Annotated in this window: 19 protein-coding genes and 1 tRNA gene; 8 read left to right on the top strand and 12 right to left on the bottom strand. The window is 59.3% G+C overall.

The genetic code is table 11. The features are described from left to right. Nucleotides 1-8: 8 nt before the first annotated feature. The 3 genes from NOM55_RS03000 to NOM55_RS02990 form a co-directional block, all read right to left on the bottom strand. A complete protein-coding gene (locus tag NOM55_RS03000; RefSeq protein WP_255907420.1) occupies nt 9-3,317 on the bottom strand; it encodes an AAA domain-containing protein in 3,309 nt (1,102 codons plus the stop codon). Nucleotides 3,318-3,344: 27 nt separating this feature from the next. Then, entirely contained in the window at nt 3,345-5,126 is a 1,782-nt protein-coding gene (locus NOM55_RS02995; protein ID WP_255907419.1) for an SIR2 family protein, read from the bottom strand. 159 nt (nt 5,127-5,285) lie between these two features. Then, nucleotides 5,286-6,398, bottom strand: a complete 1,113-nt coding sequence (locus NOM55_RS02990; protein WP_255907418.1) for an HPP family protein — start codon at nt 6,396-6,398, stop codon at nt 5,286-5,288. 309 nt (nt 6,399-6,707) lie between these two features. On the opposite strand from NOM55_RS02990, the gene NOM55_RS02985 reads away from it, so the two are divergent. Continuing rightward, on the top strand, nt 6,708-7,067 hold the full coding sequence (locus NOM55_RS02985) for a hypothetical protein (RefSeq protein WP_255907417.1): 360 nt from the start codon (nt 6,708-6,710) through the stop codon (nt 7,065-7,067). Nucleotides 7,068-7,195: 128 nt separating this feature from the next. On the opposite strand, the gene NOM55_RS02980 is transcribed toward NOM55_RS02985, so the two are convergent. Both NOM55_RS02980 and NOM55_RS02975 read right to left on the bottom strand, forming a co-directional pair. Beyond that, nucleotides 7,196-7,852 (bottom strand): inovirus Gp2 family protein, encoded by a 657-nt coding sequence (locus NOM55_RS02980; protein WP_255907416.1) that lies wholly within the window; start codon nt 7,850-7,852, stop codon nt 7,196-7,198. 436 nt (nt 7,853-8,288) lie between these two features. After that, nucleotides 8,289-8,471 carry an AlpA family transcriptional regulator gene (locus tag NOM55_RS02975; protein WP_255907415.1) on the bottom strand — a complete coding sequence of 61 codons (183 nt, stop codon included), beginning with the start codon at nt 8,469-8,471 and terminating at the stop codon, nt 8,289-8,291. A 400-nt stretch (nt 8,472-8,871) separates the two neighbouring features. Here NOM55_RS02975 and NOM55_RS02970 point away from each other — a divergent pair, with 400 nt between their 5' ends. Both NOM55_RS02970 and NOM55_RS17410 read left to right on the top strand, forming a co-directional pair. Then, entirely contained in the window at nt 8,872-9,873 is a 1,002-nt protein-coding gene (locus NOM55_RS02970; protein WP_255907414.1) for a hypothetical protein, read from the top strand. A 306-nt stretch (nt 9,874-10,179) separates the two neighbouring features. Continuing rightward, complete coding sequence (locus NOM55_RS17410; protein WP_370687857.1) at nt 10,180-10,299, top strand: transposase; 120 nt, start codon at nt 10,180-10,182, stop codon at nt 10,297-10,299. 185 nt (nt 10,300-10,484) lie between these two features. Here the strand turns inward: NOM55_RS17410 and NOM55_RS02960 are convergent. The 4 genes from NOM55_RS02960 to NOM55_RS02945 form a co-directional block, all read right to left on the bottom strand. After that, a tRNA-Ser gene (locus tag NOM55_RS02960) sits at nt 10,485-10,574 on the bottom strand. A gap of 144 nt (nt 10,575-10,718) precedes the next feature. Further along, complete coding sequence (locus NOM55_RS02955; protein ID WP_255907413.1) at nt 10,719-12,323, bottom strand: GMC family oxidoreductase; 1,605 nt, start codon at nt 12,321-12,323, stop codon at nt 10,719-10,721. Next, entirely contained in the window at nt 12,320-12,820 is a 501-nt protein-coding gene (locus NOM55_RS02950; protein WP_120809877.1) for a hypothetical protein, read from the bottom strand. The genes NOM55_RS02955 and NOM55_RS02950 overlap by 4 nt, the downstream gene beginning before the upstream one ends. After that, nucleotides 12,817-14,247, bottom strand: coding sequence for a coniferyl aldehyde dehydrogenase (locus tag NOM55_RS02945; protein WP_255907412.1), 1,431 nt, complete (start codon nt 14,245-14,247; stop codon nt 12,817-12,819). Before NOM55_RS02945 ends, NOM55_RS02950 begins: the two co-directional genes overlap by 4 nt. 89 nt (nt 14,248-14,336) lie before the next feature. Between NOM55_RS02945 and NOM55_RS02940 the strand changes: the two genes are divergently transcribed. Then, entirely contained in the window at nt 14,337-15,521 is a 1,185-nt protein-coding gene (locus NOM55_RS02940; RefSeq protein ID WP_255907411.1) for a VWA domain-containing protein, read from the top strand. Here the strand turns inward: NOM55_RS02940 and NOM55_RS02935 are convergent. Then, nucleotides 15,514-15,858 (bottom strand): hypothetical protein, encoded by a 345-nt coding sequence (locus NOM55_RS02935; protein WP_255907410.1) that lies wholly within the window; start codon nt 15,856-15,858, stop codon nt 15,514-15,516. The genes NOM55_RS02940 and NOM55_RS02935 overlap by 8 nt on opposite strands. Before the next feature lie 174 nt (nt 15,859-16,032). On the opposite strand from NOM55_RS02935, the gene NOM55_RS02930 reads away from it, so the two are divergent. Further along, a complete protein-coding gene (locus NOM55_RS02930; protein WP_255907409.1) occupies nt 16,033-16,863 on the top strand; it encodes an ABC transporter substrate-binding protein in 831 nt (276 codons plus the stop codon). A 163-nt stretch (nt 16,864-17,026) separates the two neighbouring features. Here the strand turns inward: NOM55_RS02930 and acnB are convergent, their stop codons facing one another. Then, entirely contained in the window at nt 17,027-19,618 is a 2,592-nt protein-coding gene (acnB, locus tag NOM55_RS02925) for a bifunctional aconitate hydratase 2/2-methylisocitrate dehydratase (protein WP_255907408.1), read from the bottom strand. Nucleotides 19,619-19,802: 184 nt separating this feature from the next. Between acnB and gcvA the strand changes: the two genes are divergently transcribed. Both gcvA and NOM55_RS02915 read left to right on the top strand, forming a co-directional pair. Continuing rightward, entirely contained in the window at nt 19,803-20,690 is an 888-nt protein-coding gene (gene gcvA / locus NOM55_RS02920) for a transcriptional regulator GcvA (protein ID WP_120809883.1), read from the top strand. A 68-nt stretch (nt 20,691-20,758) separates the two neighbouring features. After that, nucleotides 20,759-21,565, top strand: coding sequence for a response regulator (locus tag NOM55_RS02915; RefSeq protein WP_245961070.1), 807 nt, complete (start codon nt 20,759-20,761; stop codon nt 21,563-21,565). A 52-nt stretch (nt 21,566-21,617) separates the two neighbouring features. Here the strand turns inward: NOM55_RS02915 and NOM55_RS02910 are convergent, their stop codons facing one another. Further along, on the bottom strand, nt 21,618-22,376 hold the full coding sequence (locus tag NOM55_RS02910; RefSeq protein ID WP_255907407.1) for a hypothetical protein: 759 nt from the start codon (nt 22,374-22,376) through the stop codon (nt 21,618-21,620). 240 nt (nt 22,377-22,616) lie between these two features. Between NOM55_RS02910 and NOM55_RS02905 the strand changes: the two genes are divergently transcribed. After that, entirely contained in the window at nt 22,617-23,498 is an 882-nt protein-coding gene (locus NOM55_RS02905) for an NAD(P)-dependent oxidoreductase (protein WP_255907406.1), read from the top strand.

Raw genomic sequence — 23,498 nt, 5'->3', positions numbered from 1 at the left:
TTTTACAGTTATTGGAGCAGCAACACCTGCTTCTGTTCGATTGCAGGTATTTTTTGGGGTGGCAGCAGATCCATGACGTCGCAGAATAGAGCTCGCTCCTGCCAGTCGCTGCGATCTCCGATCACATAGAAGCGCCGCTTGGCCCGTGTCACGGCCACATTCAGGAGATTCGGTTCCGATACCGCCCAAATGCGAGCCTTAGGATCGTCCGTATTCCCCCCCAACACCATGATGACAACCGCAGCCTCCTTGCCCTGCATGGTATGGATGGTGCCGTACACCATCTTCTTTTTTACGATCCGCCTGAGATGGTCCCGAACGGCAGTAAAGGGAGTGATGACGGCAATGTCCTTGGCCTCCACGCCATCCTCGAGCAAGCGTGCCAGCAGTTCTCGCAGAACTACACCTTCGGCAGGTATCCAGTTTCCCTCGGATGGACCACGGGTATTTAGCCAGCCAGTCAGCAAACTGGCCGGTGTTTCCTTGCCGGCACGCGGTGCCATGGTGCCGTACACCATCACCCCGTCATAGGCAATACGATTGGCGAGCTCATACATCGGCCTGTCGCAGCGGCGATGGACCAGCAGCGGCAGTCCAACCCAAGTCTTGCTCCCGGTGGGTCCGGCCATGCGCCCCCATGGGGTGACTTCATCAGCCAGCTTCTGCGCGGACTGCCGATTGGGAAGCCAATGCGCATCGATATGGTAATGTGTACGCATGTGCTCCAACACCGCATCGGACACCTTGACGATAGGTTTGAGCTGGAGAGGGTCGCCAACTAGCAAGGCACGTCGAGCGCGCCATAAGGCCCCAACTGCCGCCTGGGGGGGCGCCTGACCAGCTTCGTCTACCAGTAGCCAGCCGACTTCACCGGCTCCCAGTGAACCGAATGACCGGGCAAAGGAGGCGAAGGTACTGCTCAAGACCGGAACCACCATGAACAGCGAAGCCCAGGCCGAACGGATAGCGTCGCGCGAAAGGCCTTGAAAGCGTGGGCCCGTCAATAGGCTGTTAATCAGTTTTAGATTAGCGTTTATCCGTGCTGCCTCCAATTCGAAAAACGTCCGGTGGAGCTTGAGTGCCTGGATAAACACACGTGCACGTGCCTGCCGCCAACCTTCTATACGCCAGGGCTCGGCCAATTCGATGGCCTTGCCACGAGCTATGCTGCCCGTTTGCAACCAAGAGAGCAGGTGTTCGGCTTGGTTGACTGTTGCCAGCCGGGTGGCGTCCTGAGTCGGCTTTTGGACCTGTTGCTGCAGTCGTGTCAGTGTCTGGCGCGCTTCGTCGACCTGCTTTTCCAAGCGCTCTTTTGATGTCTCTAGTTGCTTGATCTGGCGTGCAAGCCGGGAGAACTCGGCAGAGGCCAGCGCCCGCTGGCCTTCCAGCAACGCCTGCCGGGCGTCCCAGCTGCGCTGCGTCCCCCACAGGCTGATCAGGTTTCGCCAGAAACCAGGCTTGTCGGCTTGGTGCTGTTCGAGCACCTGCAGACATTGTTTGAGCTCCGCATGAACGGAGCGGCTTTCCATCGCATCCAGGTGTGCAAGCTCGGTTTCCGTCGCGCTCAGTGCTTGTTCGTAGCTGCCAACTGCCTGGGTTTGCTCAGCCAGCTTTGCTCTGATTTCGCTGATCGACTTGATCAGTGCGCGGATACGCCGAGCATCTGCGCTAACCCGATCTGCCTCTGCCTTGACGGCTTCATACTCGGAAACCGCTTGCCGCCACAAGGCTTGGCGTTCTGACGATGACAGTGTTTTGTTGCGCTCGATATACGTGTCGAGCCAATCGGCGAACCCTTGTGGTTTTAGCGCCTCATCAGGCCGCACCGGAGTGTCCACATCATGACGGCTACCATCGTCCTGCTCCCCGGTAAGATCGGCAGACTGCGCCTCTACCAGGTTCTCAATGTCCTCGCCCGATTCGTCATCAGTGCCTTCTCCATCCTCAGCCTCCTCGTCCTTGTTAGGGAAAGGGCGCTGACCATAGAAATAGCGACTTACGAACTGGGTGCGTCGGGTTTTGCTACCCAGTGCACCGGAAATCAGTCCCCAGGCGGGATGGCCGGAGACCAGCGCCCCCAGTTCAGCAAAATATTCGGCGTCGGGTAACCAACTCTCATCGATCTTGTCACGCTGTGGCAACTCGAGGGTAACATTCTCCACGGCACCATTATTGGAGGAAGCCACCACAATCTCGAAGCCGTACAGCACCGGGTTGAGCTTGAAGCTGGTCAATTGCCTGCCGCCATCATTGGCCATTTCACGCCCATCGCTGACAAATCCGTCTGATGCACGGGGCAAGCGGGCTAGCACATCGGCCCGACTGGTGATGATGGCGGCAATCAAGTCGCGTAGCAGCGTCGTCTTTCCTGTGCCTGGCGGGCCATTGACGCCCAGTAGGCCTTGGCCATCGGAGAGGCTGGACAAGATTGTGTTGACGGCCAGTTGCTGAGAGTGCACCAGCCCCAAATGTCGCTCAGTGGGCCAACAGCTGTTGGCGTAGGCATCGGGCATCAGCCGCTCAATCAGCGACCAGGAGACCCTGTCATCGTCAACATGCAGCCGTGCCTGAGAATCATGCCGGGAAAGGTATTGGTCTAGCGGCTGGCTGATCACCCCTCGGCGGACGCTATCGGCAACATGGACCAGATCGTCCAGCAGAAAGCTGTTGAGCGGATCATTTTCCGCTACCGGTTTTTTTGGATTGATCGGCTGGGAACGGAAGCGAAACTGCGGGCGGCGCACACCGGCAAAGAACTCAGCCACGCCGAGGAATTGGAGAACCCATGCGTTCAGCGCGGACAGGACATCACCCGATACTAGGCCGGCAAGCCGTGATACCGCATGCTCGGCAGCGGTTTTTTGATCGTCCTCGAATCCCTGGGTCCAATCTTGCCCGGTCAGCACTCTCCCCAGAAACCACGCCTCGCTGGAAAGCACGAAACTGTTCTCGACCATGTGGCCGGCCATGGTGAATTTTGCGGCGAATACCGCGGACACTTGCGATTGTGGTTCTTTATAACCCTGATCGTCTCCATAGTTCTCTTTGAGCACATCCGCGACCAGTCTGCTGTCATACAAGTGGGCGTAGAGCGTGTGGCTCCAAATGCGGTTTTTGGGCAATACCTGTTGACCAACTGGACTCCCGTTCTCCCAAGGCAGAATGGGTTTCTGGATCGGTGTATCGTGCAGGTAGGCACCATATGGGGTGCTGCGTTTTTCCAGCTTGGGGGCCGACTGGGGTTGAAGCAACTCCACCGCATGCCAATACCTGACGATGTTTTCTTTTTCGATCAAACGTTCTTTCCCTTCAGACATACCTGGTTCAGCTGACTGTTGCGCACACTATCGCCACGCCATCTCGTTGGCATAGCGTTTGAAATTCTCAATGAAAAGCTCCAGAAAGCGCCGGCTGTTTCGTGCGAAGCCGGCCTGCAGCAAGGCGGTGATGGTCGCTTCTGTTTGAAGCTCCTGAATCAAGAGTGTGGCCGATGTTTCATGCCAGGCAAGACGCCCTACTGGCATGCGCGCGAATATGTTGTGGTGGCTCGCTGCGGCTTGCCCCAAGGCCTCCTCGCTGTTTTCTTCCAGGTAGACCAGGGTGGCGAGCATTTCGAATCGCTCGAAGACCAATTCAAACTCGGCCGACACGCCCGTGAAGCTGGAGCGCCAGTTTGTCATGACATCCAGCAGATGATCGCTGAGCGCTGTTTTCCGCCGATCTAGCCCTTCTAATTCTTTCCAAACTCTACTTTCAGGCCCTTTCCATGCATCCAGAAACAGCATGGATACTACCCTCTGGGAGTCGCGGTATTTCTGGGGCCAAGCTGCGCTCAGTAGCGCATGCAATGTCTGCCAGCGCTGTGAGCGCGCCAGGCCGATCCCATAGGCGGTGAAGACCAACACAGCTGGATAGGAGCGCAGGCCCAACCAAATGGTCATGCCGTTCCCAACTTTCTCGGCCTGCAAATACAGGCCTCTGAGAATGTCCAGAACCATAGGCAGCTCATGGCCATCTCCCCATCTGCCGAGCACGCCAGTCATGCGTGCCAAAGGTTCTGCCAGGGCCTCATAGCGCTGTACGCGCGACCGGAACTCATTCCGATCCCAAGAGCCATGTGGCGGGAATTGATCGCCGTCGAGCTGTGCCATCACGCGTTCGGTTTCCTGTGCAAACAGCTCGTCCAGTTGAATGCGGTATTCCGGTTTAGCCAAATAGCGTTTGGTGCTGTTGACCAGCAGGTCGATGCTCTGCGGGTTTTGGCGTTGGCTTTGTTCAAGCGTTTCGACCCGCTGTTGCAAGGCTTGAAAGAATTCGTCGGCCCCCGCAATCGGGATTGTTTTGGCAGCACGATGGGCAGCCAACTCTTGGGCCCCGCCACCCAATGCGCCCCGGGCTGCCCAATACACGGGATAGCGTCTGTTGGGTGCACGCAGAAAGGCGGCGCGCAGTGCATGATCCCATTCGCCGGACCAGCCGCTGATGATCAGACCATGCTCATCCAAGATGCGGTCCAGCAGCCTGTTGTAGCTTTCTGGGTAAGCACTCAATTCCTGGTCGGTGTTCAGAATGCGGGCATCCTTGTAATCACCGTGCAGCTTTAGCAGGTAACAGCGGCTGTGAGTCAGTGGTTCGGCTCCCGCCAAGGCATCTGCGGAAGCAACCACCGTGGGTTCGATGCCTTGCTCCCGGAGCGCATTTTCCATCAGGCGGTCAAAATTGGTCGTGACAATGACCCGGATGTGGCCGGAGCGGACCATTTGTGCTATCGCTTGATGGGCCTTGGTCGGGATTTTTCGGCCGTCTTCACGCTCCTGCGCATCAGGTTCGATGTAGCGATGCAATATTGCCCTGCGTTCATCCGGCGAATGAGCAATTTCTTCCAGCAAGTCGGAGTAATTCGGCTCCTGGCCCGTCCGACCCCGATACCACGCAGACCAGTCGGGCTGCGCCGTGACGCCTTGGGCCGCGGCCACACGGCGCACTAGGTCCAGTGTGATCTCCCAGCCGGTTGGAATGCCCGCGGTGCGCGACAGTCCAGAACCTAGCAGAACAGCAAAAACCCCCTTATTTTCATTGACGGAGAAGGCAAGCGGGGTGAGTGGATCATCTTTCAATAATGTCATTGGCTGTCAGCCTTGGTCAGCATTGTGAGTTCCTTGCGAATCTGGCCTTTTGACCATGACCGCTTCTTGGATTGAAGCGGTCATTTTTCGTTCTGGCAACAGCACAGAGGCAAGCAACCGACAGTGTCTAATAAATCCTGTCGACGAAACCCCCATTACCTATTCTGGGAGCGCCACACCTACACCCAGAGCGGCAATAGGCTGGTATGCCTTTAGTTGGTGGAGGAACTGAACAAAGTTTCGGAGAGAGTCCCTCTCTACGTCGGTAATTCGATCAGAGTCAAAGTGCATGACATCATTGCGAAGTTGACGTACCACATCTAGCTCCTTCACAAAAACACCACGATCAGCTCGGAGTTCCAAGCGTGCCCAATTATCACGATTCTGGATCAGCCTTATATGCTCTCCAAGTGTCAGGTCAGCCACAGATTTGACTGCGCGTTTGGGGTCGTTCTCATCGCGCACGGCCTCTAGCTCCTGCTGAGTGAAGCGACCGTCGATCAGTGCTCGGATATGGTTTTCAATTTCACCGATAAGCAGGAACGGTTCAGCAAGGTCTTGGAACTGTTGGCTAAGGTCTGTGGTGGTTAGTATTCCAACGACTACACGCCGCTCATCGCGCACCAATACATACGAGCTTTCGATTATTCGATTGATTACTTGGAAAATCGAATCTGTCGTCTTAACTTCGACCTGAGGCCGCATACATTCGCGAACGAAGCGGGGTTCCGGTCGACTTAACGTCATCGCTGGCCCAATACTTGCCCAACTAACAACCCCGCGAACATCCCGCTCATTGGTCATTACTGGAAGCTGAGAATAATCGTGGCGCACCATCAAGGTTGCGGCCTCTTCTAACGTGGCGTCTGGACCAATACTGACTAGCTGCAATCTAGGGTCAAGTAGTCGGCTCACTCGATATGCTGGTTCCACGCCCGCACCACCGACAAACTCGGCCACAGCTTGCATAGCTTTACCTGCAGGTTGGTCGGCGACATCCTGGCCGGGCTCCGCATCCACCTGTGGCTCCTGCTGTGGATTGGGGAGCGCGAGCTGAACACGGCCGTCAATGTGAGAGCCTTCGAAATCGGGAACAGTTATTAGGCCGGCTTGCTCGAGCTCACGTCGAACGGCCCAATTCACGTTCGTTCCTCTTCTAAGAGCATCGAACCAACCGATGAGCTCTCGGACGGATATGGGCTCCATTGGTCGATCATCTCGAAGTGATTGGGCAATATCATTAAGTAGGCGATTTCTAGCTTCAGCTTCCATGATGTGCGGGAGAGACAGTTCTATAAAGAGAAGAGAACAGTGTGCAGCCTAGGGATATGCCATGCAACCGCCATGATGGTCGTCACTCCCTTTGGCATCGAAGGGTTACCGACCCCATCAAGCTAGCCGAGCTATGTGGCTAAGACGAATAGCCGATGTCAGGGGTATCGGCTGGCTGTTCTGACATGGTGTCTGAAGATCACGACTGGATAAACATGTAGGACTTTACTCCCAGTGAAGAGCCGTCACACTAGCTAGGAGTGCACCCCATTACGCTACTAACAGAGCTCAACAGTGGAGGATCGCGACATGTTTGAATTCATCGCCGGTGTCGAGCGAGTCGTTATCGTAATGGCTGGGGCGTTCTTTGCCTATCTTGGCTATCGCCTTTACCTGGCCGGTCTCACCAAGGGAGTGTCCAAGCTGGCCGCCAAGAGTTCACTCGGTGAGTTCGCGGTTTCCGGAACAGGACCAGGATTGCTTTTCATGGCATTCGGGGGTGCGGTCCTCATCTATGCCCTTGCGACAAGCGGTGTGCGGAGCACTGTAACTGAGCAAATTATTCCGTCAAAAAATTCAAAGAAATCAGAAGCTTCTGCCTCGGAAACTATCCTGCACCAGTACAAGTTTGAGAGTTCTGCACCAGCGATGACATCAAAAACTAACTGAATGTCAGTTTCCGTCGCTTAAGTGGTCAGCCAAATCCACTAGCAACCGAAATAAGAGGCACATGGCAGACTTCTTTTGAGTAGTCTATTTTCACAGGGCGTACCCGTGGTCCTTCCCTACACACGGGACTACCGGCGGCTAGCACCAAAGGCATGCTGGCCATCGCCATAGTGCTTCGTCGCCGCCTTGCACAGATAACTCGCCCGATAGAAGAACTCGGCAATAGACTCGTCATCATCACGCTGCAACTGATACGCAGCATTCGCAGGGAAATGCACTAACCCTGCCACTTCGCCAACTTCCCGCCGCAGCGCACTCGCCCACGCCTTGATCACACGGTTGTACATGTTGGCATTGCCCAACCGATACTGACCGATACAGCGATAAGCATCCCAGTTCAGCAGGATGACCAGATGCCAATGCGGATGCTCACTGTCTACCTGTTCACGTGCCCACACGTAACGCACCACAGTCTCTGCCGCCGTGTCACGTACACGCTTTGCCAGCATCCGGTTATGCCGGATCTGCGCGGTCAGCGATCCCACAAAGCCCTTCAGCACCTCATTCGTGTATGCCTCACAGTCAAGACAAAAATCAGTAGGAAACCGAAGATCAACCCGGAAAGCGAAGACACGGGGATAGTTACGCAAGGCTGTATCAACTACGTCGGCAAGCGAATCGAGATACTCTGTAATCAATGGACCACGGTTAAGGTTAATCGGCCAGTCGTTATAAGTAGGTTGGTCCCAGTAATGCAGCTTAGTATTTTGAGGATGGCGTTTCATTTCAGGATCCTAGTAGTGATACATAATCACCACCAGTTGCGTAACTTTTTACTTCACCCTGTTAACCTTGGCATGAGAATAAACCTCTGCCATGTTTATATTTCGGTGAATACTGAGAGGGCTCTGCGGCCCTCTCTGATCTACTAGAGACTACATGCCCAGCACTCTTACGGTGCTGTGCTTATCCTCCTACTCTCTCTATCTTTCTTAGTTTTATTGTTTATTGTTCTTGATGATTAAGATAGATCCATTGGTTAATGAATTACTATAACCAACAAAACCATAATACTACCATATACCGAAACCAGCCCCCCAACCACATGTGCTAGCCGACGGGGAAAAGTGAGAAATTTGCAACAGCAATCTGGCGAATAAGCCACAGCCATTAACTCTGACATAAAGCCACAGCCGAGATTGGCTGTGGCTTTATTTTTGATCATGCATCACGACAATTCACTTTGCTCACAATCCAAGCCTGCACTTCAGATTCCAGCCAACCCACACACCGTCCACCCAGCGGGATGGGTTTCGGGAAAGCCTCCAATGCAATGTACTTGTAGATAGTGGATCTTGCCAAACCCGTTACTTCCATCACATTTTTAAGTCGGATGATTTTCATGATTCTGAATCCTTACTGTTGGTCCAGATCATGGGGCAACCATATGATTTTTTATTCACTCTAATAGAACCGCCCTCTCCTACCCGCATCACAATACGGCATGTATGCACCGACACAGGCCCATCACCTGGTTCCGACCCGGACTAAGCTTTGTAACCATGACCGACCACACACCCAATCCGCCATGCCACAGTCACTACGAAACCGCATAGCAGCATCCTGTTGTAAACATGCCAAAAGCACAACCAAACCCAATGCAGCAGCAGATTCTATATACAATTTGCCATCAGTATGGCAACAATAAAGCATCGACAATGCAACTGAATTGCATCAAATTTACTTCACTGGCATTCGTTACAACTACAATATTAATTCATTATTACTTCTAGAGGCAGAGAACATGTCTTTTTACAACCCTGATGCACCTGCACACCAGTCATCGCCATTTAATTCTCAAATCATAAATGAATTAAAGAAAAACAAGCGCTTCCTAATTGCCGTTTTTATGCACATGGCAATATGCGATAAAGAAGCACACGGGCAATTAACTACACCCACCTTGGACCAGGATACAAACATTACTTTTGATAAAAATCTAGCAATCGATCTAATTGCAAAAGCGATTGAATACGACACACATCAGATCAAGACAAAAAAAGAGATTGAAAAAATCAAAATATCAGTTTCCGCTGAAAACTCATGGGCAATAGCATCAAAATGGTACTTCGAATTAATTGAAACTACATGGCACGATAAGTTTTATTCATACAAAATATCGCGACACACTTTCAAATCAAGAGAAACAACCAAAAGACCATGGAGCGACCATATATTTCACGCCATAGGAATTAGCATTCAGGAGAAAATAGACTGCCTAATTGATTTACTTTGCTTAATGCCAGACACTTCACGCGAAGAAGTAAAAAGCATCACTTTGGCAGAATACGCAAAAGTCGAAAAACTCATTAATTGGACAGAAACACCAGCAGAGCATGAATCACAAAAAATAAATCACATTGCAAACTCTCTAAAACGAACATTCCAAGAATTTCAAATCAGTATCGCAGAACCACAAAATCACATTAAGAACATAATTGTTGAACACAGAAATTCTCCGAAATTCTGCGATGCAATACTTGCTGCAGCCAAGAAGGGGTGGAATCAGCAACAAAGAAGAGAAAGTGGAAAAACAAAACAGTTAGGATTATCACTAAAAACAGAAACCATAAAAAAGTTAAAATCGATTGCCAAGGAAAACCTTATCAGCGAAACACAGGCATTGGAAGTAATAATAAATCTCGAATACACCAGAAAAATCTACATGAAAGCATTAAATAGCAAAGCAGCGGCTATTGAACAAATCTCCAACTCAGCTAATGAAAAGTTAAATGAGGAATCCTAGTTCATAGCTGGCTGGTGAAATACTGGTTTTTCGGATGCCTGCCAGTGAGGATGTTGGCATTCAACATACATGATGATGAAGTGCGCATACGGGGACAGATACTGGCGGTGGGGCCTTGAGTAGTATCTTCCGCTGGGGCAGAAACACAGCAGGTTCAATGAGCCCCTGAACAAGTAAGAAGCCCTATGCTCGAAGGTGGGTGAATGAGGTCGATGTCAAAGGTAGGTGACTGTGCATGCACAAGAGAGGCTGATACGGATCATGACGCTGCGGGTGTGGTACAGCATCCGTAGTGAATAGCAGCTTCTGGTCAAACAGCGTTCCGATAGCCTGCTATTGCGTTGGTTCGTGGGCCTTGCAATCGAAAACACCACTCCCGATCACACAACGCTCCGTAAGACTCGGCAGCTTGGTCATGCCAGGTAATTGCATGCCGATGCGATCTAGAGGCCTCGCCAGTTGGTTGCTTCGCAGAAGCAACCATAGGCCACTCAGGATGATTTGAGTTAGGCAAAAAAACAACAAGCTTCAAGATGGCGACCAGATATGGCTACCAGACTGAGTGTGCAAAGAATAAAGCCCTGAAAAATCAGGGCTTTATTTTTTAAATATGGCGGAAGCGGTGAGATTCGAACTCACGGAAGGCTCACACCTTCGGCGGTTTTCAAGACCGCTGCCTTAAACCACTCGGCCACGCTTCCTTTGTGTTGCGGATGGCAACAACAGGCCGCGATTATATTGATGCCACTGCGTTTTGCCAAGATTTTCCGGCACGCACCGGCGCTGTTTCGTGCTGCCGGCTGTGGCGCAGAGGCCCAGTCTGCCTAGCGTATCGCCGTTTAAGGCTAACGCGCCAACTGCGCGGCCAGTGCCTCGGCGGCGCGCAGGGCCAGCGCATAGATCGACAGTTGCGGGTTGGCGCCGATGCTGGTCGGGAACATCGACCCGTCGATCACACTCAACCCGGCAACCTGCCAATGCTGCCCCAGATGGTCGATCACGCCCTGGCGTTCATCGCCGGCCATCGCGGCACCACCCATCACGTGGGCGCTGACCACGCGGGTGCGCAGCAACTGCATCGGCAGCGCCGCGATCATCTGCTGCGCCTGCGGCCAACTGCGGGCCAGGCCGGCGTTCTCGTGAACCGGCAGCACCGCGCGGGCGCCGGCGGCAAACTGGATTTCCGCCATCTGCAGCAGTGCCCGCCGCGCGGCCTGCCACTCCACGTCGCCCAGCACATAATCCAGTTGCGGCGAGCCATCGCGGCGCAGTCGCACCTGTCCACCCTGGCTGTCGGCGTGAAAACCGTCGCGTAGCAGTGCGAGGGTGACATTCAGGTATGGCAATTGCCGCATCAGCCGCGCGTGCTCATCCCCCAGCCCCGGCAGCGTGGCGGCAAAGATCAGCGGATGAATCGGTGGCACTTCCAGCTTGAAGCCAAGCGGCCCGTCCAGTGGCTGGGTGTGCAGGAAGTGGTCGCTGTACACGCTTTGCGGCGCACCGTGATAGCCGTCAATACGCTGCGGCATGATGGCGCCGGACAGCAGTACCGGGTGCAGGAAGGTGCGCCGGCCGACCAGCCCGTACGGATCCGGCAGTTGGCTGCGCAGCAGGATGGCCGGGGTGCCGATGGCGCCGGCGCTGAGCACTACATGGCGGGCACGAACGGTGATCTGCCGGCCGGTGTGGCGAATGCCGGGGCCATCCAGCGCCGCGCCGGTGATGCCCAGCGCGCGCTTGCCGTCACGGCTGGCCAGTACCCGTGTCACCGCGACCCGTGTCAGCAGGCGTGCACCGCGCTGCAGGGCGGCCGGCAAGGTGCTGACCAGCATCGACTGCTTGGCATTGGTCGGGCAGCCGGTGCCGCAATAGCCCAGATTCCAGCAGCCGCTGACATTGCGGTGGATGCGGCCAACCTTGATGCCGAGCTTGTCGCAGCCTTGTGCCAGCACCGCGTTGTTGGCGTTGGGGGCGACTTCCCAGTCGCGGATGCCGAGACGCTGTTCCGCGCGCTCGAACCACGGACGCAGTGCCTCGTCCTGCAGCGGCTGCAGTCCGTGCTGCTCGCGCCACCAGCGCAGGGTGTCGGGCGGGGTGCGGAAGGAACTGGTCCAGTTGACGGTGGTGCTGCCACCGACCGTGCGCCCCTGCAGGATGGTGATGCCCTTGTCGGCGGTCTGGCGGTTGGCCGCCTCCTGGTACAGCTGCGGGTAGGCGTCGCTTTCGCGCAGGCGGAAATCGCGGCTGCTTTTCAGCGCGCCCTCTTCCACGATCACCACGTCCAGCCCGGCCTGGCTCAGCACCTCCGCGCTGATGCCGCCACCGGCGCCACTGCCGACGATGACCACGTCGCACTCCAGCGTCAAGTCGCGCTCGAGCGTGCTGGCATCGAGCACCTGCCAGCCGCTGGCCAGCCCTTCCTGCCACGGATCGGGCAAGGTGTTGTTCATCGCAGGAATCCTTGAATGGCGGGCGGCAGCCGGTAGCCGATGGCGTGCTGCTGGCTGGCGGCACCGTAATGGGCGGCATACACCAGGTTGTGCAGCGCCTGGTAGGCGCTGCGCTGCAAGGCGAAACGGCTGTGCCGCCAGCGCTGCAGGAAGGCGCGGATCTGTTGCGGGCTAGCATCCGGCCACGCTGCGGGTATGCCGGCCAACCAGCGCCGTACCAGTGGCTGTTGCAACAGGTCGAACAGCTCGCGCACCTCTTGCTGCAGCGGTAGCGGCAGGCTGGCAATGGCCAGCAACACGTTGGCCGCAACGGTGGCCGGCTCGCAGGCGACGCGCTCGCCCAGCAGCGCCGGGGCCAGCTGCTGCAGCCATTGCCGGTCCTGCTCGCTGGCGACAAAGCCCGGTGCTGCGGCGGGTCGCAGCCAGTAGCCGCCGGCGCTTAACAGCACGCTGCCGGCGATACCGCAGCCGAGTAACTGGCGTCGACTGAGCTTCATCGGCCGATCATCCAGCGCAACAGCAGCTTGACGGTATGGCCATACGGCGGCGCGGTCAGCCAGGTGCCGTTCAGGCGTGACTGGTACAGCACCGGCTTCAGCTTGGAGAAGGTCAGGAAGCCTTCGTGACCATGGTAGTGGCCCATGCCGGAGGCGCCGACGCCGCCAAAGGGCAGCGCCTCCTGGGCTACATGCAGCAAGGTGTCGTTGACGGTGACGCCGCCGGCAATGGTGTCGCGCAACAGCCGCTCGATGCGCGCCTTGTCGTGGTCGAACAGATACATTGCCAGTGGCCGTGGCTGCTGCCGCAGCAGTTCGACGGCCTGTTCCAGCGAGTCGTAGCCGATGACGGGCAGCAGCGGGCCGAAGATTTCCTCCTGTCGCACCCTGCTGTCCGGCGACGCCTGCTCGATCAGCGTCAGCGGTAGCTTGCGGGCGGCGGCGAGTGCGGCCGGCGTTTCGTTGGCGGGGTTGATGGTGGTGAGCACCGCCCCGGCAGCCTGCGCCTGTGCCGCGAGCGCTTGCAGGCGCTCGTAGTGCGGCACGCCGATGATGGCGCTGTAGTCGGCATTGTCGGCAAGGGTCGGGTAGGCGCGCGTCGCCGCGTCGCGCAATGCCGCAACCAGTGCGGCCTGTTGCGGGCGCGGCACCAGCACATAGTCCGGCGCGACGCAGGTCTGCCCCGCATTCAGTAGCTTGCCGGCCACGATGCGGCGCGCAGCGTGCTGCAGGTCGGCGCCGGGTGCCACCAGCACCGGCGACTTGCCGCCCAGTTCCAGCGTCACCGGTACCAGGTTGGCCGCCGCAGCCTGCATCACCTCGCGGCCAACCCTGGTCGAGCCGGTGAACAACAGGTGGTCGAACGGCAGGCTGGCAAAGGCGCGCGCCACGCCAGCGTCGCCAGTCACGACGCGGACCACGTCGTCGCCGAGATAACGGCTCAGCAGCGTGGCCAGCAGCGTGCCGGTGCGTGGCGTCAGCTCCGACATCTTCAGCAGTGCCCGGTTGCCGGCCGCCAGCGCCGCCACCAGCGGCCCCAGCGCCAGGAACAGCGGATAATTCCACGGCACGATGATGCCGACCACGCCCAGTGGCTGCGGCAGCAGCCGGGCCCGCGCTGGCTGGAACCACAGCGATACCGGCCGCCGCTGCGGGCGCAACCATGCCGCTAGCTGTCGCCGCGCGTGGCGGATGCCTGCCAGCGTCGGGAACACTTCCGCCAGCCGGGTTTCCACCACGCTGCGATGGCCGAAATCGGCGCTGATGGCGGCGGCCAGCTCGTGCTGGTGCTGCTGCAACAGGCGGGCCAGGCCATCCAGCCACTGCCGACGCTGTGCCAGCGACGGGTACGGCGCAAGGTTGGCCGCATCGCGCAATTGGCTCAGGTGATTGGTGAGGGTGACGGCGGTGTGTGCGGCAAGCTGCATGTGATAAGCTCCATTCTGGTTGCCGTCAAACGATTGTTTAGAGCCTGTACTCTATGCGGTTGTGTTCCATTTGTCACGAGCGAATTGTCATGTTGCTTCCGTTCTTCAATGCCCTGCGTGCCGCCGGGCTGCCGGTGTCGCTAAAAGAGCACCTCACCCTGCTGGAGGCGCTGTCGCGACAGCTGGCGTTTGGCAGTGTCGACGAGTTTTACTATCTGGCGCGCACCATCCTGATCAAGGACGAAAAGTATTACGACCGCTTCGACCAGGTGTTCGGCCACTGCTTCAACGGCCTGGCGCTGGAGCTGGAAGACCTGCAGACCGCGATCCCGGAAGACTGGCTGCGCAAGCAGGTGGAGAAATTCCTCTCCGATGAGGAAAAGCGGCAGCTAGAGGCGCTGGGCTGGGACAAGCTGATGCAGACGCTGCGCGAGCGCCTTGCCGAGCAGAAGGAGCGTCACCAGGGCGGCAACAAGTGGATCGGCACCGGTGGCACCAGTCCGTTCGGTGCCTATGGCTATCACCCGGAGGGTGTCCGCATCGGACAGCAGGCGTCGCGCCACCGGCGTGCGGTCAAGGTGTGGGATCAGCGCGAGTTCCGCAATTTTGACGACCAGGTCGAGCTGGGTACGCGCAACATCAAGGTGGCGTTGCGCCGCCTGCGCCAGTTCGCGCGCGAAGGCGCCGCCGAGGTGCTGGATCTGGATGCCACCATCGCCGCGACCGCGCGCAACGCCGGTTTCCTCGATCTGCAGATGGTGCCGGAGCTGCACAATACGGTGAAGCTGCTGGTGCTGTTCGATGTCGGCGGCTCGATGGACGATCACATCCGTGCCTGCGAGGAGCTGTTCTCGGCGGTGCGCAGCGAATTCAAGCATCTGGAGTATTACTACTTCCATAACTGCGTCTATGAAGGGGTGTGGAAAGACAATGCGCGTCGCCACGGCCAGAAACTGTCGACCTGGGACCTGATCCACACCTTTGGCAGCGACTACAAGCTGATCTTCGTCGGCGATGCCAGCATGAGCCCGTATGAGATCGTCTACCCCGGCGGCAGTGTCGAGCACATGAACGAGGAGTCCGGCGAGGTGTGGCTGCGCCGCCTGCTGGCGCAGTTCGGGCACGCGGTGTGGCTGAATCCGATGCCGCAGGAACACTGGGGCTATACCCAGTCCATCGGCCTGATCCGGCAGCTGCTGCAGGAGCGCATGTATCCGCTGACGGTGGAAGGCATCGACAGCGCGATGCGCCAGCTACGCCACAGCGTCAGCTAGCGCCGTCGCTTGCGGCCAACGTTTTCTCGATGCGCCGCGCAAACACCGTCATTTCCTTTGCTGCCTGCTTGTCGCCGCGCTGCTCGGCCACCGCGATGCCGTCACGGTAGGCCTGCAGCGCCTGTTGCGGCTCGCCGCTGGCCTGCAAGGCCTTACCCAGCAGTTTCCACGCCGCGGAATAGTCGTGCTGGAAGGCCAGCGCCGCCCTCGCCTCGCGTATCGCCTGCGGCCACTGTTCCAGGCGGGCGTATTCATTGGCCAGGCCGAAGCGCAGCAGTGCGCCGTCGCGCGGGCCGTCGACCAGTTTTTGCAGGCGTTGCAGGGCTTCGTCGTTCATATCGGGGACTCCGGGTGCGGGTTGCAGGCGGCGCGGCTTCGCGACGACCATGGTTTCATGTTATAAGCTGGCGCCGCTATTGGCTGCCGGCATTTACAATGACAGCCTATTGCCAGTCGTCGGCGCCTGCCTCTAGACTGCGGAAACGTCATATTCCTGAAAGGAAAGCTACCCATGTTGCACAGTTTCCTTTCCTCATGCCAGTCGCGACGCTGGCCGGCCCTGCTGCTGGGTGTGCTGCTGGGCCTGCCGCCGCTTGCCAATGCGGCGTGCACGCGGCTGGTGGCCTCCGGCAATCCCGAGTATCCGCCCTTTCTGTGGCAAGACCCGAAAAACGACAGCAAACTGATCGGCGCCAATGCCGAGCTGATGCAACTGGTCGCCCGCGAGATCGGCATCCCGATCGAGGTGCGCTATGTCGGGCCGTGGGGCCGGGTGCAGGAGAGTGCGCGCAACGGCCGCATCGACCTGATCGCCGGTGCCTTCCTGACGCAGCCGCGGCTGACCTACCTGCGCTACCTGCAGCCGGTGATCCGCGATACGCAGACCCTGATCTGGACACGGCAGCAGCACCCGCTGCAATACCAGCGCTGGGAAGACCTGCAGGGGCAGGAAGGCATCACCGTGGTCAACAACAGTTTTGGCCAGGCTTTCGACCAGTTTGCCGCGATCAACCTCAAGCTGCAGCAGGTCGGCAGCGTCAAGAACGCGCTGCAGATGCTGAGCCTGGGGCGCGCCGACTACCTGATTTACGAGGATGCGCCGGGTCTTGCCTATGCCGCCAGCCTCAATATCAGGGGCTTGCGTGCATCCTCGGTGCCGGTCAGCCGCGAAAAGCTGTACCTGACCGTGGCGCTGGCTTCCGCCTGCAATAACGAGCAACTGGCGGAGCGCCTGTCGCGGGCGATGAAGAAATTCAGTGACGACCGGGTGATGGACACGCTGGTAGAGAAGTACCTGCGCGTGTGGCAGGCGCAGAGCAGTGCCGCACGCCGACCCGGCTGAAGCGTGCCGGTGAGCGGCAACTGGCGCTAGCGTCGAGCCGGTGCTGTTGCGGCCAACCTTGGTCCGCTGTCGCAAGTCACCGGTCACAAATCGCCGGCCACAAAAAAAGCCCCGCAACCGCGGGGCTTTTTGCTGCAGGCAAAGCGGCACTGGCCGCTGTGACTTAGGCTTTTACGGTGTCAGCCACATCCTGGTAGTCCTGGATCTGGTTGAAGTTGAGGTACTGGTATACCTCGGCGCCGCTCTCGTTGATGATGCCGATGTTCGCCTTGTACTCCTCGACGGTCGGGATCTTGCCCAGCTTGGAGCAGATCGCGGCCAGTTCGGCCGAGCCGAGATACACGTTGGTGTTCTTGCCCAGACGGTTCGGGAAGTTACGGGTCGAGGTCGACATCACGGTCGCGCCTTCGCGCACCTGCGCCTGGTTACCCATGCACAGCGAGCAGCCTGGCATTTCGGTGCGGGCACCGGCCATGCCGAACACGCCGTAGTGACCTTCCTTGGTCAGCTGTTGCGCATCCATCTTGGTCGGCGGGGCAACCCACAGCTTGACCGGCAGGTCGCGCTTGCCTTCCAGGAGCTTGGACGCGGCACGGAAGTGACCGATGTTGGTCATGCAGGAGCCAATGAACACTTCGTCGATCTGGGTGCCGGCGACTTCGGACATGAACTTCACGTCGTCCGGATCGTTCGGGCAGGCCACGATCGGCTCTTTCACGTCGGCCAGATCGATTTCGATCACGGCGGCGTATTCGGCGTCGGCATCGGCCTTCAGCAGTTCACCGTTGGCGATCCACTCTTCCATCTTCTTGATGCGACGCTCCAGGGTGTGGGCGTCCTGATAGCCTTCGGCGATCATGTACTTCATCAGGGTGATGTTGGACTGCATGTACTCGACGATCGGCGCCTTGTTCAGGTGCACGGTGCAGCCGGCGGCGGAGCGCTCGGCGGAAGCGTCGGACAGCTCGAAAGCCTGTTCCACTTTCAGATCTGGCAGGCCTTCGATTTCCAGTACCTTGCCGGAGAAGATGTTCTTCTTGCCGGCCTTGGCCACGGTCAGCAGGCCCTGCTTGATCGCGTACAGCGGAATGGCGTTCACCAGGTCACGCAGGGTCACGCCTGGCTGCAGCTCGCCCTTGAAACGCACCAGCACCGATTCCGGCATGTCCAGCGGCATCACGCCGGTAGCAGCGGCAAAGGCCACCAGGCCGGAGCCGGCCGGGAAGGAAATGCCGATCGGGAAGCGGGTGTGCGAGTCGCCACCGGTGCCGACGGTATCCGGCAGCAGCAGACGGTTCAGCCAGCTGTGGATCACGCCATCGCCCGGACGCAGCGCCACGCCGCCACGGGTGGAGATGAAGGCTGGCAGCTCCTTGTGCATCTTCACGTCGACCGGCTTCGGATAGGCGGCGGTGTGGCAGAACGACTGCATGACCAGATCGGCGGAGAAGCCCAGGCAAGCCAGGTCTTTCAGTTCGTCGCGGGTCATCGGGCCGGTGGTGTCCTGCGAGCCGACGGTCGTCATCTTCGGTTCGCAGTAGGTGCCCGGACGCACGCCTTGGCCTTCCGGCAGGCCACAGGCGCGGCCAACCATTTTCTGTGCCAGCGAGAAGCCCTTGCCGGAATTGGCCGGGTCTTTCGGCAGGCGGAATTCGGTGGAGGCTGGCAGGCCCAGCGCTTCACGCGCCTTGGAAGTCAGGCCGCGACCGATGATCAGGTTGATACGGCCGCCGGCGCGTACTTCGTCCAGCAGTACGTCGGATTTCAGGCTGAATTTTTCGACCAGCTGGCCGTCTTTCTCGATCTTGCCTTCGTACGGGTAGATGTCGATCACGTCGCCCATTTCCAGCTTGGACACGTCCACTTCGATCGGCAGCGAGCCGGAGTCTTCCTGGGTGTTGAAGAAGATCGGTGCAATCTTGCCGCCGAGGGTCACGCCGCCGAAACGCTTGTTCGGTACGAACGGGATGTCCTGGCCGGTGGCCCACACCACCGAGTTGGTGGCGGATTTGCGCGAGGAACCGGTGCCGACCACATCGCCGACGTAGGCAACCAGGTTGCCTTTTTTCTTCAGGTCTTCGATGAACTGCATCGGGCCGCGCTTGCCGTCTTCTTCCGGCGTGAATGCTGCGTCCGGACGGGTGTTTTTCAGCATCGCCAGGTAGTGCATCGGGATGTCAGGACGGGACCAGGCATCTGGCGCCGGCGACAGGTCGTCGGTGTTGGTTTCGCCCGGCACCTTGAACACGGTCACGGTGATCTTTTGTGCCACTTCCGGACGGCTGGTGAACCACTCGGCATCGGCCCAGCTTTGCAGCACGGCCTTGGCATTGGCGTTGCCGCCTTCGGCCAGGACTTGCACGTCGTGGAAGAAGTCGAATACCAGCAGGGTTTTCTTCAGGCCTTCGGCGGCGATAGCGCCTACCTGGGCGTCGCCCAGCAGGTCGATCATCGGCTTGACGTTGTAACCGCCCAGCATGGTGCCCAGCAGTTTGGTCGCGGTTTCGCGCGAAACCAGCGGCGACTTCACGCTGCCCTCGGCGACGGCGGCCAGGAACGAAGCTTTGACCTTGGCGGCGTCGTCGACACCAGGCGGCACGCGGTGAGTGATCAGCTCGACCAGTGTCTCTTCTTCGCCGGCTGGCGGGTTCTTCAGCAGTTCAACCAGTTCTTCGACTTGTTTGGCGGTCAGCGGCAGTGGTGGAATGCCCAGTGCGGCGCGTTCTGCGACATGTTGGCGGTAAGCTTCTAGCATGGCTTGGGACCTTTTTGCTGGGGTTATGTGCAAGTTAGTCTGTCGACAGCGGGTGAATGTCTGCCGGCAACCACCCGGCCGCATCGGGACAATGACAGCCGGTCGGGATGGTGAAAGATTACGCCGTTCCTCGGGTGAGCACAAACGAGTAATCGCAACATTGCCTGTGAGATATAATCACACCATGAATGCCTACCCTCCCCTTAACGGATTGCGTATTTTCGAGACGGCAGCAAGGCTGGAAAGCTTTTCTGCCGCGGCCAACGAGCTGCATGTCACCCATGGTGCTGTGAGCAAGCAGATCAAGCAGCTGGAGGACTGGCTGGGGGTGCAGCTGTTCGAGCGCACCGGTGGCCGCGTCAAGCTGACCGACACCGGCTGGCGCTATCTGGTGCAGGTGCAGGATGGCCTGGACCTGATCGCCAACGCCACCTCGCAGCTGCTGCAGCCGGATCGCCAGCGCCGCCTGTCGATCAACTCGACGCCGACCTTTGCCATGTACTGGCTGCTGCCGCGACTAGCTGATTTTCGTGCTCGCCATCCGGACATCGACCTGCACATCGTCACATCCGATCGCGACATCAGTCGGCTGGACACGCCGTTCGACATCGCCATTCGTCGTGGTCCCGGCGACTGGCCCGGCCACCTCGCCAAGCCGTTCCTGGAGGAATGGGAGCTGCCGCTGTGCCATCCCGCATTGCTGGAAAAGATACCGCTCACCAGCCCGGCCGACCTCGCGCAGCACACCTTGCTGTACGCCGATACGCGGCCAACGGCGTGGCAGCGCTGGCTGACCCTGGCGGCGGTGCCGGAGCTGAAGCCGGCCAGCCGGCTGCATTTCGACCGCTTTTCACTGGCGTTGCAGGCGGCGCTGGACGGGCTGGGTGTGGTGCTGGGGCCGCTGCCGATGGCGCAGCGCGAAATCGACGCCGGCCGGCTGGTGGCGCCGCTGTCGCTGCCGATTGTGCCGGTGCGGGATTACTGCTGGATTGCACCGCGCGCCGCGATCGACGATACCGCCATCAACGCCTTCTGCCAGTGGCTGGAGCAGCAGGCTGTCATGCATCAATAATGTGCGGATTACCAATTGACAGCCACCGGCGGCGGTCGTCTATGCTGGGGCACACTGTGTAACGGGTAATGACTATGCTTTTCGACATGTGTCACCTGACGGTCTGTCTGGTGGAGCCTTCGCGGGCGCAAGGACAGATCATCCAGCATCATCTGCAGGAACTGGGCATCGAGCGGGTCGATCGCGTCGAGAGCGGCGCCGAGGCGCTGGCGCGCATCCATCTGCCGCCGCTGCCGGACATCGTGATCAGCGCGATGTACTTGCCGGACATGACCGGCGCCGAGCTGGTGATGGCGATGCGCGGCGATGAGCGGGTGCGCGAGATGCCGTTCGTGCTGGTTTCCAGCGAAACGCGACCGCAGCAGCTGGATGCGATCCGCCAGGCCGGCGCGATGGCGATTCTGCCCAAACCGTTCACCCCGGCGCAGCTGGACAAGGCGATCAGCAGTTCGCTCGATTACCTCAATGTCGAAGACACCCGCAGCGAGCTGGAATCGCTGGATCTGTACGCGAAGAAGATCCTGCTGGTCGACGACAGCACCGTGTCGCGCAGCTTCATGCGCAGCGTGCTGGAACGCTTTGGTTTTTGCGAGATCACCGAGGCCGACAACGGCCGCAGCGCGGTCGGCCTGCTGGCGGCCGGTAATTATTTCGATCTGATCATCACCGACTACAATATGCCGGAGATGGACGGCCGCGAGCTGATCGAACATATCCGCACCAGCAGCCAGCTGGTTTCGGTGCCCATCCTGATGGTGTCGGGCGAGCAGGACGAGCAAAGGTTGGCCGCAGTCGAAGAAGCCGGCGTGTCCGCCATCTGCGACAAGCCGTTCGACATCGGCACCCTAAAAAGCCTGATCAGCCAGTTCCTGTAACGCTTGTGGTGTGCCCGCCGCCCTGCCTGCATGCCGGCGGCGGGCGCAGCGATCAACGTGGCGGCACCCACACCAGGCGTTCTGCAGCGCCGCTCGCCTGCCGCCGCCAGTACCCGTTCTTGCCGAATGCGGCGGGCGATGCTAGATCACCCTCCCACGACAGCCGGCGCACCGGCAGCTCGCCGCGACGCAAGGCCTCGGCCTGCTCTGCCGGACTGCTGGCGGCAGCCAGCTGGCAGCGAGGCTGCGTCAGTAGTGCCAGGTGCTTGAACAGGCTCAGCAGTGCCGCGCGCCATGGTTGCACCGCCGGGATGTCCGGCAACTGCAGGCTGTCACCGCCACGCAAGGTCAGCGCCAGCACCTCTGCGTTCTGCTGCCACCAAGCGCTGTTTCCCTGCGCAAAGCCGGCGGCCAGCATCAGCACCTGCCAGGCGCCCTCCTCGTCTCTGTGTACGTAGGCACCGCTGCCATCGGGCAGTGCGATGAAGCACGCCGCCAGCGCTAGGGTTGGCGCCGCCGACAGTGCCTTGGGCGGATGAGTCGCCGCCAGCGCGGCGCCCAGTGCCGCATCGCACAGCAGCAACTGGCGGCCATGGCGCACGAAGTGGCCATACGCCTGGGCCAGCAGTCCCTCGGCCTCCTGCCGTGTCGCATCCAGCCCTACGCCGCCGGGGGCCGCTTGCAAGGTGCGGCGCAGCAAGTCGTCGCAGTCGGCGACAGCGCTCTTGCCGCCATGTTCAAACAGGTGCGCCACCCGCTTGGCCCATGGCCGGCTGGCAGCATAACGAACAGGATGAAACGGAACAGTCACGGGATGGCTCCGGAAAAAAGGCGCGATTGTAGCGGAAAGCCCGTCACTACGACGCCGCATTGTGATGTCATCTGAAAGCGGGTAAGCTCGTCGTTGCGCTGAAAGTTGCTTGCAATGCTAGGCGCGGACGCCTGCGCACTGGTTGTGCAAGCATCCTTCCCTTGTTTTACAAAGTGCTTTGTGGCCGGCCTCGTGCCGGCTTTTTTTCGCGTGGCGGATGCCGGATTCAGGGAGCAAGCGATGACAACTCTGGGCTTTGTCGGATTGGGGCTGATGGGGGTGCCGATGTGCCGGCGCCTGCTGGCGGCCGGGCATCCGCTGACGGTATGGAACCGCTCCGCCGCCAAGGCCGACAGCCTGCGTGCCGCGGGTGCCGTGGTTGCGGCCAACCTTGGCGAGCTGATGCGCGGCAGCGACATCATCATGCTCTGCCTGGCCAATGACGAGGCGGTACGGGCGGTATGGCAGGCGGAGGGCGGCATCCGTGCGCAGCTGCGCCCCGGCCAGTTGCTGGTCGACTTCTCCAGCACGTCGCCGGCACTGAGCCGGCTGCTGGCGCAGCAGGCGGCCGAGCAAGGTGCCGCCTGGGTCGATGCGCCGGTGTCCGGTGGCGTGCGCGGCGCGGAAAACGGCACGCTGGTGATCATGGCCGGCGGCCTGGCGCCGGATGTCACCCGCCTGCAGCCCATTGCCGCCTGCCTGTCGCAACGGCTGAGCCACATCGGCGGCCATGGCGCCGGACAGGTCGCCAAGGTCTGCAACCAGCTGATCGTGGCCAGCAATGCGATGCTGATTGCCGAAACGGTGCAACTGGCGGAGGCGGCCGGTATCGACGCCAGTCTGTTGCCGGCGGCGCTGGCCGGCGGCTTTGCCGATTCGCTGCCGTTCCAGATACTGGCGCCGCGCATGGCGCAGCGCCAGTTCCAGCCGCTGCAGTGGAAGGTGGCCACCCTGCTCAAGGACCTCGGCAATGCGCGCCAGCTGGCGGCCGAGCACGATGCAGCGCTGCCGCTGGCCAGCCTCGCGGCCGACTTGATGGCCCGCCATGCCGCGGCCGGCTACGCCGAGCAGGATCTGAGCACGGTGATTGCCTGTTATCTGCCCGATAGCGAGGTGCGCTGA

The organism is Vogesella sp. AC12 (assembly GCF_024437575.1).
In the GTDB taxonomy this organism is placed as follows: Bacteria; Pseudomonadota; Gammaproteobacteria; order Burkholderiales; family Chromobacteriaceae; genus Vogesella; species Vogesella indigofera.
This window is presented reverse-complemented; position numbering and strand designations above follow the sequence as displayed.

Excerpts from the sequence above, each read along its gene's own strand:
- NOM55_RS02930 (WP_255907409.1), top strand. The coding sequence starts at position 16,033 with ATGTTGCACAGTTTCCTTTCCTCATGCCAGTCGCGACGCTGGCCGGCC.
- gcvA (WP_120809883.1), top strand. The coding sequence starts at position 19,803 with ATGAATGCCTACCCTCCCCTTAACGGATTGCGTATTTTCGAGACGGCA.
- NOM55_RS03000 (WP_255907420.1), bottom strand. The coding sequence starts at position 3,317 with ATGTCTGAAGGGAAAGAACGTTTGATCGAAAAAGAAAACATCGTCAGG.
- NOM55_RS02995 (WP_255907419.1), bottom strand. The coding sequence starts at position 5,126 with ATGACATTATTGAAAGATGATCCACTCACCCCGCTTGCCTTCTCCGTC.
- NOM55_RS02975 (WP_255907415.1), bottom strand. The coding sequence starts at position 8,471 with ATGAAAATCATCCGACTTAAAAATGTGATGGAAGTAACGGGTTTGGCA.
- NOM55_RS02935 (WP_255907410.1), bottom strand. The coding sequence starts at position 15,858 with ATGAACGACGAAGCCCTGCAACGCCTGCAAAAACTGGTCGACGGCCCG.
- NOM55_RS02950 (WP_120809877.1), bottom strand. The coding sequence starts at position 12,820 with ATGAAGCTCAGTCGACGCCAGTTACTCGGCTGCGGTATCGCCGGCAGC.
- NOM55_RS02980 (WP_255907416.1), bottom strand. The coding sequence starts at position 7,852 with ATGAAACGCCATCCTCAAAATACTAAGCTGCATTACTGGGACCAACCT.
- NOM55_RS02940 (WP_255907411.1), top strand. The coding sequence starts at position 14,337 with ATGTTGCTTCCGTTCTTCAATGCCCTGCGTGCCGCCGGGCTGCCGGTG.
- NOM55_RS02955 (WP_255907413.1), bottom strand. The coding sequence starts at position 12,323 with ATGAACAACACCTTGCCCGATCCGTGGCAGGAAGGGCTGGCCAGCGGC.
- NOM55_RS02970 (WP_255907414.1), top strand. The coding sequence starts at position 8,872 with ATGTCTTTTTACAACCCTGATGCACCTGCACACCAGTCATCGCCATTT.
- NOM55_RS02905 (WP_255907406.1), top strand. The coding sequence starts at position 22,617 with ATGACAACTCTGGGCTTTGTCGGATTGGGGCTGATGGGGGTGCCGATG.
- NOM55_RS02990 (WP_255907418.1), bottom strand. The coding sequence starts at position 6,398 with ATGGAAGCTGAAGCTAGAAATCGCCTACTTAATGATATTGCCCAATCA.
- NOM55_RS02985 (WP_255907417.1), top strand. The coding sequence starts at position 6,708 with ATGTTTGAATTCATCGCCGGTGTCGAGCGAGTCGTTATCGTAATGGCT.
- acnB (WP_255907408.1), bottom strand. The coding sequence starts at position 19,618 with ATGCTAGAAGCTTACCGCCAACATGTCGCAGAACGCGCCGCACTGGGC.
- NOM55_RS02945 (WP_255907412.1), bottom strand. The coding sequence starts at position 14,247 with ATGCAGCTTGCCGCACACACCGCCGTCACCCTCACCAATCACCTGAGC.
- NOM55_RS02915 (WP_245961070.1), top strand. The coding sequence starts at position 20,759 with ATGACTATGCTTTTCGACATGTGTCACCTGACGGTCTGTCTGGTGGAG.